General features: G+C 64.0%; 10 protein-coding genes. 3 read left to right on the forward strand and 7 right to left on the reverse strand.

Features of this window, described 5'->3' with window-relative positions:
• Nucleotides 1-166: 166 nt before the first annotated feature.
• The 5 genes from ftsH to HBJ55_RS05740 form a co-directional block, all read right to left on the reverse strand.
• Nucleotides 167-2,101 (reverse strand): ATP-dependent zinc metalloprotease FtsH, encoded by a 1,935-nt coding sequence (ftsH, locus tag HBJ55_RS05720; RefSeq protein WP_167111907.1) that lies wholly within the window; start codon nt 2,099-2,101, stop codon nt 167-169.
• Nucleotides 2,102-2,176: 75 nt separating this feature from the next.
• Nucleotides 2,177-2,929, reverse strand: a complete 753-nt coding sequence (locus HBJ55_RS05725; protein ID WP_167111909.1) for a creatininase family protein — start codon at nt 2,927-2,929, stop codon at nt 2,177-2,179.
• A 15-nt stretch (nt 2,930-2,944) separates the two neighbouring features.
• Entirely contained in the window at nt 2,945-3,142 is a 198-nt protein-coding gene (locus HBJ55_RS05730; RefSeq protein WP_167111911.1) for a tautomerase family protein, read from the reverse strand.
• 103 nt (nt 3,143-3,245) lie between these two features.
• The gene (locus HBJ55_RS05735; protein ID WP_167111913.1) at nt 3,246-4,553 is read right to left on the reverse strand and encodes a putative bifunctional diguanylate cyclase/phosphodiesterase; all 1,308 of its coding nucleotides are present in this window, start codon (nt 4,551-4,553) and stop codon (nt 3,246-3,248) included.
• A 76-nt stretch (nt 4,554-4,629) separates the two neighbouring features.
• Nucleotides 4,630-4,836 carry a hypothetical protein gene (locus tag HBJ55_RS05740; RefSeq protein ID WP_167111915.1) on the reverse strand — a complete coding sequence of 69 codons (207 nt, stop codon included), beginning with the start codon at nt 4,834-4,836 and terminating at the stop codon, nt 4,630-4,632.
• Nucleotides 4,837-4,906: 70 nt separating this feature from the next.
• Between HBJ55_RS05740 and HBJ55_RS05745 the strand changes: the two genes are divergently transcribed.
• Nucleotides 4,907-5,095 carry a DUF3008 family protein gene (locus tag HBJ55_RS05745; RefSeq protein ID WP_159549396.1) on the forward strand — a complete coding sequence of 63 codons (189 nt, stop codon included), beginning with the start codon at nt 4,907-4,909 and terminating at the stop codon, nt 5,093-5,095.
• A gap of 96 nt (nt 5,096-5,191) precedes the next feature.
• Complete coding sequence (locus HBJ55_RS05750; protein WP_167111917.1) at nt 5,192-6,661, forward strand: dihydrolipoyl dehydrogenase; 1,470 nt, start codon at nt 5,192-5,194, stop codon at nt 6,659-6,661.
• Between the two features lie 19 nt (nt 6,662-6,680).
• On the opposite strand, the gene HBJ55_RS05755 is transcribed toward HBJ55_RS05750, so the two are convergent.
• Both HBJ55_RS05755 and HBJ55_RS05760 read right to left on the reverse strand, forming a co-directional pair.
• Complete coding sequence (locus tag HBJ55_RS05755) at nt 6,681-7,868, reverse strand: GGDEF domain-containing protein (RefSeq protein WP_167111920.1); 1,188 nt, start codon at nt 7,866-7,868, stop codon at nt 6,681-6,683.
• Between the two features lie 139 nt (nt 7,869-8,007).
• Nucleotides 8,008-11,301: an AsmA family protein gene (locus HBJ55_RS05760; protein ID WP_167111922.1), complete on the reverse strand. Its 3,294-nt coding sequence runs from the start codon at nt 11,299-11,301 to the stop codon at nt 8,008-8,010.
• A 302-nt stretch (nt 11,302-11,603) separates the two neighbouring features.
• Here HBJ55_RS05760 and HBJ55_RS05765 point away from each other — a divergent pair, with 302 nt between their 5' ends.
• On the forward strand, nt 11,604-11,915 hold the full coding sequence (locus HBJ55_RS05765; RefSeq protein ID WP_167111924.1) for a hypothetical protein: 312 nt from the start codon (nt 11,604-11,606) through the stop codon (nt 11,913-11,915).
• Nucleotides 11,916-11,924: the final 9 nt, after the last annotated feature.

The following is an 11,924-nucleotide window of genomic DNA, read 5'->3' on the forward strand; positions in this document are numbered from 1 at the left end:
CCAATCGAGACTCGAAACTTGGCTGACACTCGCAAAATAGTACTCGTGGGAGGACTGTCAATTGGTATCGGAGCGGCTCACGCCAGGCTTCACACTGGCGCAATGAGCGGTCAATAAATGTTACCTTTCTACCGCAGGCGGCAACATACGAAGGGTGATGCAGGCATCATTGCTCGCCCTCGGAGGGCACCAGCCCATCGAGCAATTCACGGATCTCGTCGGCATCCAGGGTCTCGCGCTCCTCGAGCGCCCTGGCCAGGGTATCCAGCGCCTCGCGATGCGTCTCAAGCAGCTTGCGCCCATGCGCTTCTTGCTCGATCAGCAGACGCCGCACTTCCTCATCGACCAGGCCTGCCATGGCCTCGCTATGCTCACGAGCCTGAGCCATCTCCTTGCCCAGGAAGACGTGCTCATGGCTTTCCGAGAACATGGCCGGCCCGATCCGCTCGCTCATGCCCCAGCGACCGACCATGCGACGCGCCAGACGGGTCGCCTGCTCGATGTCGTTCTCGGCGCCACTAGTGACCTCGCCGAACACGATCGACTCGGCCAGGCGGCCGCCGAACATCACTGTGATGCGATCACGCAGGTAGGCCTCGCCCAGGTTGTAGCGCTCTTCATCGGGGACCTGTGCCGTTACTCCAAGCGCCCTGCCGCGAGGCAGCACGGTGACCTTCTCCAGCGGGTCGGCCCTGGGCAGCAAGTAGGCCAGCAGGGCATGTCCCGATTCGTGATAGGCCACCATGTGACGTTCATGCTCGGCCAGCCCCACGTCCTTGGTCTCGCCCAGCAGCAGCCGGTCACGCGCATCGGCAAAGCAGGCCCAATCGACTTCGTCCTGGTCCCGCCGACCGGCGAACAGCGCCGCTTCGTTGGCCAGGTTGGCAAGATCGGCGCCGGAGAAACCGATAGTGATTTCGGCCAGCCGGGCCAGGTCGACGTCGTGGGCCAGCGGCATCTTGCGGGTATGCACCTCGAGAATGCGGCGACGCGCCTCGCGATGCGGATTCTCCAACGTGATCTTGCGGTCGAAGCGGCCGGGGCGCAGCAGCGCCGAGTCGAGCACATCGGGCCGATTGGTAGCGGCCAGCACAACGACCGACTCCTCGTTCTCGAAACCGTCCATCTCGGCGAGAATCTGGTTGAGGGTCTGCTCGCGCTCGTCATGTCCGCCGCCCATGCCGGCCCCGCGCGAACGGCCGATGGAGTCGAGCTCGTCGATGAAAACCACCGAGGGTGCCTGCTCCTTGGCCTGCCTGAACAGGTCGCGTACCCGCGAGGCCCCCACGCCGACGAACATCTCGATGAACTCGGAGCCGCTGATGCTGAAGAACGGCACCTCGGCCTCGCCTGCCACGGCACGCGCCAACAGCGTCTTGCCCGTGCCCGGCGGGCCCATCATCAGTATTCCTCGAGGGATTTGGGCGCCCAGGGCGTGAAAGCGGTCGGGCTCCTTGAGAAAGTCGATCACCTCGGTGATCTCCTGCTTGGCATTTTCGGAGCCCGCCACGTCGGTCAGCCGTACCCGGCTCTCCTCGCTGCGGATCTGGCGCGCACCGGACTTGCCCATGCTGAACAGGCCGCCGCCTCCCGACATGGCGCGCTGCTGCATGCGACCCCAGAACCAGAACAGCAGGCCGAGAATGAGGATCCACGGCAGCGCCCCCAGCAGCACGCGCTGCCACCAAGGCGGATCGACAGGCTCGGCGGCAACATGTACACCGTTGGCTTCCAATCGCTCGAGCAGCCGGGAGTCCTCGACGTCGGGCCGGGTGGTCTCGAAGCTTTCGACCGGCTCGTCATCGCGCGCCTCTTGCCCAGCCTCGCTGAAGCGCCCCTCAACCGCTTGGCCGCGCAGCGTGACCGCCTCGACGTGGCCCTCCTGCACGGCTTCGAGAAATTCACTGTAGGTCAGCTCGACCTGGGCGCGCTGCTCAGTATTCTCCAGATAGTTGAAGACCAGGAAAATGGCGATGGCGAACCATAGGAACAACAGCCACTGGGGCCGTTGCCGGTGAGACGGGGAGTGGTTGGGCTGCATGTCCAGCGGCGAACGCCCCCCGGTCGAGGCCTTCGATGGTTTCTGTGGGTCAGAAGTCATAGCCACACCATGGTAAGCCAGAGCTGACTCTGCAAGTCGCCCCTGCAGAAACGACCGAAGGGGCAGGCGGACGGGCTAGTCGGGCCGGGTGAAAGCCCGGTAGGCCTCCCATACGTCGGCCACGCTTGCCTCGAAGAGGCGCTCGCCGTGTTCCACGCTGGCCAGGCTCGGGTCCGAGCCCATGCGGCCGTCGGGGAAGCGGCGGCGGAACTCGTCGGCGTCGCACCGGGCGCTGCCGCGAGGAGCGATACGCGGCGACATGGCGACCTGCTTGATCGCCTCGGGGCGGGCGAACCAGGAGAGCGCCACCTCCGAGGCGGTGGCATGAGTACCCTCGGCATCGCCGTAGAGCGATTCGGCCAGCTCGCGCACCCTTGGGCCAGCGAACCAGTTGTTGGTGGTGAGGTGCAGCTCACCGGCAGGCTGGGGGCCGAAGCGCATGCTGCGCTCGGTGTAGATCTCGGCGAAAGCCGCGCTCAAGCTACCGATGTTACCGCCATGACCGTTGAGGAAGAACACATGGGTGAAACCGTGGCGAGCGAGCGACGTTACGGTATCCCGCAGCACGGCAATCAGCGTGCTGGGGCGCAGGCTGATGGTGCCGGGAAACGCCAGGTGGTGCTGGGCCATGCCCAGGTTCTGGGTCGGCGCCACCAGCACCCCGTGACGCTCGCCTATTTCCCAGGCGACCGTCTCGGGGCAGATGGCGTCGGTACCCACCAGGCCGTTGGGGCCATGCTGCTCGGTGGAGCCGATCGGCACGATGATGCCGGTTTCGCGCTGCAGGTAGGTCTCGACCTCCTGCCAGGTAGCGTGCTGCAGTCGCATATCGCCTCCTCGAGATCAGCCTTGTGCACCGCTGCGATCGCAGCCCATCACGCCCGCCTTGGCCCAGCTCTCGCCGTCCACTTCGCTGAAGAACACCTGCACGCTCTGCTCGGAGACGCCGTAGGTCTCGACGAAGGCTTCGGTGATACGGCGTGCCAACTCGCGCTTCTGCGCCAGTTCACGCGGGAACTGCTGGATGGTCACGATGGGCATGTCGGCTCCTGTCATGGCGGGTCATGGAAAGCCTCCATGGTCGACCCAACGGGACTTTCCCGCAACCACATGACCGCCTGCACGCCCGACGGCACCGCTACACCTAGGTGGACGGATCGCTGTACTCCATGCGCGACCACAGGCTGCCCTGCAGCAGGTCGCAGCCTTGTTCGCGCAGGAAGTCGACCTGCTGGCGCGAGCAGACCCCGCTGGCCGCCACATGCACGCCCAGCTCGTGTGCCATGCTGATGACAGAGCGGATGATGGCCTGTCGGCGAGGGTTATCGAGACAATCGTCGATGAACAGCGCATCGAGCTTCAGTGTATCGATAGGGAACAGACTCAGGTGGCCAAGGATGGAGTGACCTCTGCCGAAGCCGTCGATGGAGAGCCGCACGCCGATCGCCTTTAGCCGTTCGAGCACCTTACAGGCGTGATCGGGGTCCTGCATCAGCCCGCCTTCGGTCAGCTCGATCTCGAGCAGCCCCGCCGGCAGGCTGCTCTCCTCGAGCGCGGCGCGAACACTTTCGACCAGCACGTTGCCCACCAGCCCCTCCGCCGGCACGCCGACCACCACCCGCAATCCGGAACCGGCCTCGTACCATGACCGCGCATGCCGGCATGCGCTGGCCAGCACCCAAGGGCAGATTTCACACAGCTGGTCGTTCTCGCGGGCAGCAGGCAGCCACTGCGCTGCCTCCAGCACACCGAAGCGAGGCGAGCACCAGCGGGGCTGGGCCGACACCGCCACGACCTGCCCACTGCGTGCGCATAGCAAGGGGCGATAGCGAAGCTCCATTTCACCGCGTGCCAGGGCACCGCTCAGCTCACAGCGCAGCGCGATGCGGTCGGGGCCATCATCGAGCAGGTCCTGCGAGAAGACGCAATACTGCATGCTCCCCCTGGCCTGTGCCCGGCGCCGAGCCAGGTTGGCGTGACGCATCAGCTCGGTAACCGTGCCGCCATGGTCGGGATACAGCGCAAGCCCGATGCAACAGCTGGCGAAGAGGGTTCTCCCGGAAAGCTCGATGGGCTGGCGGGTGCGCTCCAGCAGCCGTTCGATGATGGGGATGACTGTCTCCAGGGTCGTCACGTCGGCCAGTACCGCCATTACCTCATCGCTGTCGAGCCGGCTGACGCTGCCCTTATGGTCGATGACACCGATGACGCGTTGCGCCACCAGGCGCAGGCAAGCATCGCCCATGGACCTGCCCAGCGAATGGTTGATCTCCTTCAAGCGATCGATATCGATGTGCACAACGGCGACTTTGGTGCCTTGCTCGGCAGCACGTGCGAGCAAAGACGCCAGTAGCTGCTCGGCGTGGCGGCGTGTCGCCAGGCCGGTGACTTCATCATGACAAGACTGGCTGACCGGATCCTGGGATCGGCTCTGGATGGCAAGCTGGCGCATGAGACTCCCTTCCCCGCGGATGCAACACTTTTATTCGTAAAGGTTGAATCAACTAATACCGATTAACTCTCTGAACTCACGCCAGGTCGTTGTCGTTATCATCTTGCTCTGTCCAGATATCATGCGGAACGCTTTCAGTCAAAAGGGATTTTGTAAGTTCTTTAGAACGTATTTTAGTTATTTCTGCAGTGCCATCGGCCATTCGTAATTCAAGAACGGCGTTCCCTTCATTACTCAACCATGCCGCCCTGTAACATACTGAAACGGCGAATTTCTTTTCCACAGGCTAGTTTCAATAACAGGAGTTTTGAATATTGCTGAAACCGCTCAGTGTCTAAGGAAGGAGACAGATCATGCCAGCCAAATCAGAAGCCCAGCAGATGGCAGCCGGAGCCGCCCTTGCCGCCAAGCGCGGAGAGAAAAAGGTCAGTGAACTCGAAGGCGCGTCGAAGCAGATGTACGAGTCGATGGATGAAAAGGAACTCGAGAAGATGGCTTCCACCAGCCAGAAGGACAAGCCTACCCATAATCGCAAGTCGTGAGCCCGTCGCCTGTATTGACCGCTCCCGGCAAATGGCGTCTAGGCTTTAGTTGTTTCAGGCCATTCAGCCTATGCCAGTGTGCCAGGGAGACTTGCGATGCAGGAACGCGACGTGGATGTTGCCGTGATCGGGGCCGGCACGGCCGGCCTGAGTGCCTGGCAATCGGCCAGGCAGTACCATGATCAGGTAGTGCTCATCGAGGGCGGCGAGCCCGGAACCACCTGTGCCCGGGTAGGCTGCATGCCCTCCAAGCTGCTGATCGCTGCTGCCGAATCGGCCCATCAGGCCCACGAGGCCGCTGGCTTCGGCATCGAGATCGGAAGCATCGAGGTAAACGGGCAGGACGTCATGGCCCGCGTCAGGCGTCAGCGGGATGCCTTCGTCGCGAGCGTGCTCGACTCCATGCAGCGCATCGAGCCCGACAATCGCATCCTGGGCCACGCCCGCTTCGAGGATCCCCATACGCTACGCGTCGGCGACGATCTGCGCCTGCGCGCCCGGGCTATCGTCCTCGCGACCGGCTCACGCCCCCACTCCCCCAAAGCCTTCGCTCCGGCCGGTGATCGTCTGGTCGACAGCGACGCCCTCTTCGAATGGGAAGACCTGCCCGAATCGGTGGCCGTGTTCGGCCCCGGTATCGTCGGCCTGGAACTCGGCCAGGCACTCGCCCGCCTGGGCGTGCGCCTGCGCATGTTCGGCAAGAGCGGTTCACTCGGCCCCTTCCAGGACCCGTCGCTGCGCGACTACGCCGAGCGTACCTTCAATGGCGAGTTCTACCTCGACCCAGCGGCTCAGGTCGAGGCCATCGAGCGCGACGGAAACCAGGTGGCGGTCCGTTTCCTCGAGCGCGACAGCGGCCGGCCCCTGACCGAGCGCTTCGACTACCTGCTGGCTGCTACCGGGCGCCGTCCCAACCTCGACCATCTCGATCTACAGAATGCCGGCCTGCGGCTGGACGACAAGGGCGTTCCCGACTACAACCGCTTCACCATGCAGTGCCGCCAGGCCGATGATGCAGGCGCAGGCAGCCATATCTTCATCGCCGGAGACGCCAGCCAGGAGTTGCCGCTGCTGCACGAAGCGAACCAGCAGGGCCGCATCGCCGGACACAACGCCGGCCGCTACCCCGAGCGCCGCGCTGGCCATCGCAGCACGCGGTTGTCGATTGCCTTCACCGACCCGCAGATGGCCACGGTGGGGCTTAGTCGCGACGAAGCGGCACAGCGTTTCGGCTGCGATGGCGTCGCCGAGGGGGAGGCCACCTTCGAGGATCAGGGCCGTGCCGTGGTGATGCGTCAAAACCGCGGCCTGATGCGCCTGTATGCCGAGCACGGTTCCGGCCAATTCCTCGGTGCCGAACTGTTCGGCCCTCGCGTGGAGCATATCGCTCACCTGCTGGCCTGGTCGCTGGAGCAGAAGATGGGGGTCGAGCGCATGCTGGAGATGCCTTTCTACCACCCGGTGCTGGAGGAGGGCCTGCGCAGCGCCCTGCGCGACCTCAACAGCGCGCTGCTGCAGGGCCCGGCCATGACCGAGCGGTGCTTGGAATACGGCCCCGGCGGATGAACGCCTCTCTTGCTCCGGATCACCCGGAAGCATAAATCCAGCGGGCTCGCCCTGCCTCCTTGGCACGGTAGAGCGCCTGATCCGTGCGGCTGTAGATCTGGTTGGCGCTGGCTGCACGCCGCTTGTCCACGAGGCAGAGACCGGCAGAGACGGAGACGTTTGCGTGAGGCCCGGCGGGCGCCGGCTCGCCCATGGCTTCGATGGCAGCCAGCAATTGGTCGGCCATTTCTGCAGCCTGCTCGAAAGTATCGGTGCGATACACCACGCCGAACTCCTCGCCTCCGAGACGGAACACCACATCCTCTCCGCGGGAAAAGACCTGAATGGTGACGTCGGCGAGACGCTTCAGCAGTTCGTCCCCCTGGGGATGGCCGTAGCGGTCGTTGTAGGCCTTGAAGCGGTCGACGTCGAACAGCAGGAAGGCCAGCGGACGATTATCGTCATCGCGCCGGGACAGTTCGCGCTCGAGCACCTCGATAAAGGTACGGCGGTTGTACAGCCCCGTCAGCGGATCGTGACTGGCCAGTTCGTTGAGCTGCACGCTGACGGCACGCAGCATGGAGATCGCCTGCTTGCGATGGTGCACGTAGAGCGCCATGACCGCCGCCTGGAACAGCATCACTACGGTGATGGTCAAGGCCCCGTCGAGCAGCATGGCGTTATCGCCCAGGTCGGGACCGAAGCCCGAGGACAGCAGGAGGTTCAGCCCTGCCGTCATCAAGAGCGTACCGGCCAGCCCACGGCGGATGTCGTCGAGCAGCAGAAAGGCCAGCGCAGGATAGATCAAGGGCAACGTCATCGTTAGTGGGTTCTCGGCCCTGACGATCGAGAGTCCCATCAGGCAAGCGAAGAGAAATGCATGGGTGACGTGCGCCGCCCGGGAGACCGATAACCCCATGCGCAGCCCGACGATGACGCCGAGCGCTATCAATAACCCCGTGATGTCGATGATCAAGCGGCCAGGTGAGGACTCCAGCACGCCCAGCATGATCAATATCAGAAACAACGACCAGATCAGGACGCTCGCGCTCTGCACCAGGTTGAGCAAGGTGATGCGCAGGTAATCGGGACAGCTTTCGGCAGTGCGCCCACCCGAGGTCATCAGGTCGCGCCAGATGCGCTTGAGAAGCCCACTTACTCCCTTCGGCGGGCCGTCATCGGCTGGGGAAAGATGCTTCTCCACCAGGATCCGCTCTGGCTCGTTCATTCACACCTCGCCCATCACGTTTTGCCATACCGGCCTGCGCTCCAACGGACGAGGCCAGGCACAGCGTAACGTAATGAAGCGTTTACAGGTTAATTAACATGAGACTGACAAGGCATCGCATGAGCAGGGAAACCCCGGCTCACTCCTCGAACGCCGAGAGCGCCCGCTCGCAGCCCATGCCGACCTGCTCGCCACCGCCCGGGTCGACCCACGGCAGAATCGCCAAGGGTGGTGCCACGATGGCGCCCAGTAACGAAAGGGCACCACGCGCGATCAATTCCTCGGTGACGACGTTCACTTCCGGATCGCGCAGCGAGCCCTTCAGCTCCACCGGCGAATTGCCGGTGAACAGGGTGGGATCGAGGTTGTGACCCTGAAAAGCCATATCCATCTTCTCTGTTTCCAGATTGATGGCTCCGGCCCCTTCGAAGTGGGCGATCTCGGTGGCCATGAAGAAGTTCTCCAGGTCGGCCAGGCCATCCTCGGCCACGAAGCGCACATAGGTGCACTCCAGCTGTACCTGTTCCTCCCCAGCGAGTGCCGCCACCAGCGCATTGGCCACGTTGAGCGGCAGCAACTCGGCGGCGATGATGTCCAGCCAACCCTGGGACATCGCCAGCTCCAACTCCCCATCGAGCCCAGCCATGACCTCGTGCATGGAGCTCCCGTGATAACGGAAGTCGCCGTGGCCGCCGAATACGCCCAGTGTATCCCGCGCTACGTCGGGTAGCTCGGCCTCGTCGAGTAGTGCCTTGAGATTGATCTGGTTGAGGGCCAGCTGCAAGACGCCTTCGATGGCCGCCTGCCGGGCATCCAGCCGCCAACTGGCACGTACCTCGCCGCCGCCGAGCCCCACCTGCAGCGGATCGACCGTCATCACGCCCTGTTCCAGATCCAGCGAGAGTGCCAGGCTCTCGAACGGCACGTGCTTTGCCTGCACGTCGGCCGCCTCGTAGTCCAGCACGATGTCGGTATTGCGCAGCGCTTCCAAGTTCCATTCACGATCGGGGAACAATACCTCTGCACGCCGTTCCTCCGTTTCCCACTGCTGTTGCTCGGGCGAAGCCGTCTCGCCCGCCCCCGTCTCAGGCGACATGCCCAGCATCGGCAGCAGATCGTCCGCCTCGAGCTGTTGCGATTTGAGAGTCGCCCATAGCGTCGGCCGCTCGCCGAAGCGAATGCGCACGTCGCCGGCCACGTCGCTGTCGCCGAAACTACCTTCGAGGCCGTCGATCTCGAGCTGGTCCTTCCGGTAGCGCAGGTAGCCGCTGACCCGATAAGGCGGCAGCTCGGGCAGGCCGATGCCGGTCAGGTCGGTGAGTTCGGCCGGGCTGGGCCCCTCGAGGCGGGCACTACCCTCCAGCGATTCGAGGGCGAAGGGCTGCACAGCGCTACCATCGATCCATAGCCGGGTATCGCCACTGGCCAGTTCGCCGGTGACCGGATAGGGCTTATCAAGAGCGGTGAGGTCCAGCAACGGTCCTACCAGCAGATCGAAGGCAAACGGTTCCTGCTCGTAGCTACCCTCACCGACCAGGTGCACCCGCTGCCCTTCCACGCCCTCGGTGCGGGTGTCGGCGGTAAACGAAAGCGCCAAGCCCCAGTGCGGGGCGCGATAGTCCAGCGCGGTGTTCTCGAACAACAGCCCACCGTCGACCACGCGAGTGTTGAGGTTGCCGTTAAGCGTGCCCAACGGACCGAACCCGAGCGGTGAGAGCGCCGCGGTCAGGTCGATGCGGTCAAGTTGCGCCTGCAGGTCGGCCACCAGGCGCTCTTCGTCGACCTCGAGCCAGCCCTGAAGGCTCAACGAGCGTGGCGACTCTTCGTCGAGCTGCTGGTGCGTCTGCAAGCGGGCAATGGAGAGCCGCCCCTCTTCGAGGGTCGCCTCGAGGGCCAGGTCATGCAGGGTCTGGCCGGCATAATGCAACTGCCCGAGCGCCAGGTCGAACTCGCCTTCGAACGCCTCCAAGCCCTGCAGCACCTGGACCACGTGCCGATCCCACGCCCATTCCTGCTGCGCTTCTTCCTGCCGCGGCGCGGCGCGCGCCTGCTCTTCCTCGAACAGCCCCCAGCGGTCGAGATCGAGCACATCTCCCTCGAGTTCGGCGGCGAGCCAAGGGGAATCGCGCCCCAGGTCGAATTCCAGGCTACCTTCCAGGCGGCTTTCGCCGATGCTCGCCTCGAGTCCATCGATACCGCCTCGCCACGCATTCACGTCGAGGCGCAACAACCCCTCGAACGCCACGCTGTCATCCTGTAGCCGGCCCTCGCCCTGCACAGCCAGGCGCTGGCCCCCAGCGGCCCCGTTGGCACCGGCGCCGGGCGCCTCGAAGCTCGCCTCGATCTCGATCTTGCGGGCCGTGTCACGGTAGCTCAAGCGCCCCTGCTCGACGCTGGCGGCCTCGCTCTCCGAAGGCGACGCGTCCAGCCGCCCCTGCAACTGGAGCGACCGCTCCTCGCCCTCGCCCAACGGTTCCCTGGCCTGCAGCCGCTCGAGCGCTAGCTCGCCTTCTCGCAGCGCTCCTTGCACCACGACGTCATGCAAGGTCCGCTCGGCGGCACGCAGCAGGCCGATGGACAGGTCGACTTCGGCCTCGAAGGAGCGCAGCACCTCCAGCCTCTCCATGAGGGGGCGCTCCTGCGTGGAAGTCTGGCGTTCGTCCTGCGCAAAGAGTTCGCTCCAGCGGTCCAGATCGAGCACGTCGGCTTCGAGGTCGGCCTGAATTCGCGCTACGTCACGTCCGAGATCCAGTGCGAGACTGCCGTAGAGACGACTCTCCCCGAGGCGTCCCTGGAACGCCTCGATGGCACCACGGCGCTCCTCGATCTCCAGATGCAGCAGGCCCTGGAACGCCACGGCATCGCCCTGAGCGTGGCCTTCCCCGCGGATGTCCACGCTCAGCTCTTCGACACTCTCGCCGGGAGTGGAGAACGCCATGTCGAGTTCGACATCCCGGCCCGCATCGCGAACAACCAGCCGTCCGCGGTCGATGTTGAACTCTTGGGGCCAGAGGGGAATATCCTGCTCCTCGGTCGGTTCCTCGTCCTTCAGCAGGTCATCGATATTGGTGGTGCCATCCTCCCGGCGCAGCAGGAGCATCTCCGGCCGGTTAATCTCGACCCGCTCCAGCTCGATCTTGCCCTGAAGCAGGGCGCCGACGTCCAGGGTCACCGACAGCTCATCGAGACGGGCCATGGGATCATCGGCCCAGCTCGCATTGGCGACACGCACCTCGTTGAGCCGCAGGGTCAACGGCAAACCCCAATCGATACCGTGATCAGCGATCGCCACTTCGCGCCCCAGCTGTTCGCTGGCCTGATCTTCCAGCCAGCCACGAAACCAGGAGGATTCCAGGAACAGCGCCGCCGCCACCAGTACCAGCAGCACAGCCCCCAGCGTCATGGCGATTCGACGAGCGACCTTGTTCAACATGCCATCCATGGGTTGTGAATTGACCAATACCCTAACCATGGACAGAGACGTGGAATCGGTCCAATACCGCCTCCACTTGCGACGTATGTGCTCCCCGCCTGGCAGCGAATCCGCTTCGAGGGCTTGCGGCAACGATTCGGCCCGCCGCGCATCTGCGCAGCGTTTCCTTAGCAAGGCTTCACATTCGCTAACCTGCCCCAAGCCGATAAAGCTTCTATGCTGGAATTATGGACGTCTCGACCGTTACCCACGGTAAACAAGGAGAGGCAGCGGGATGTTCCCAGCCGGAACGGGAGGTTCGTATGAAAATCTACAAGCCGGAATGGCACTGTACTTTCACAGTGAATGAAGCTGCCGGAGCGGCGGCCAGCTGGCGTACGAGGCTTGCATGGCGTCTTCGTCACTGGGCCGACAGGCTCGATGGCAAGGGCCGCACGGTGACGATCGAGTGCAACGTCGAGCCCACAGTGACAGCCGAAGAGATCGATACCTGCCTGGTCAAGGGATTCGAGGTCACCCACTCCCTGCTCAACCAGTTGGCTCAACAGGCGGCCTGCGAAGACGTAATGCGGGATGCCAAGGCCGAACTGTTCGAACAGGGACCGCCACGCTGACGTTTAAAC

It is taken from the genome of Billgrantia bachuensis (assembly GCF_011742165.1).
GTDB lineage: Bacteria > Pseudomonadota > Gammaproteobacteria > Pseudomonadales > Halomonadaceae > Halomonas > Halomonas bachuensis.

Bases quoted from the DNA above. Each gene is read 5' to 3' on its own strand.
- ftsH (WP_167111907.1), bottom strand. From the start codon at position 2,101: ATGACTTCTGACCCACAGAAACCATCGAAGGCCTCGACCGGGGGGCGT.
- HBJ55_RS05725 (WP_167111909.1), bottom strand. From the start codon at position 2,929: ATGCGACTGCAGCACGCTACCTGGCAGGAGGTCGAGACCTACCTGCAG.
- HBJ55_RS05730 (WP_167111911.1), bottom strand. From the start codon at position 3,142: ATGCCCATCGTGACCATCCAGCAGTTCCCGCGTGAACTGGCGCAGAAG.
- HBJ55_RS05735 (WP_167111913.1), bottom strand. From the start codon at position 4,553: ATGCGCCAGCTTGCCATCCAGAGCCGATCCCAGGATCCGGTCAGCCAG.
- HBJ55_RS05745 (WP_159549396.1), top strand. From the start codon at position 4,907: ATGCCAGCCAAATCAGAAGCCCAGCAGATGGCAGCCGGAGCCGCCCTT.
- HBJ55_RS05750 (WP_167111917.1), top strand. From the start codon at position 5,192: ATGCAGGAACGCGACGTGGATGTTGCCGTGATCGGGGCCGGCACGGCC.
- HBJ55_RS05755 (WP_167111920.1), bottom strand. From the start codon at position 7,868: ATGAACGAGCCAGAGCGGATCCTGGTGGAGAAGCATCTTTCCCCAGCC.
- HBJ55_RS05760 (WP_167111922.1), bottom strand. From the start codon at position 11,301: ATGTTGAACAAGGTCGCTCGTCGAATCGCCATGACGCTGGGGGCTGTG.
- HBJ55_RS05765 (WP_167111924.1), top strand. From the start codon at position 11,604: ATGAAAATCTACAAGCCGGAATGGCACTGTACTTTCACAGTGAATGAA.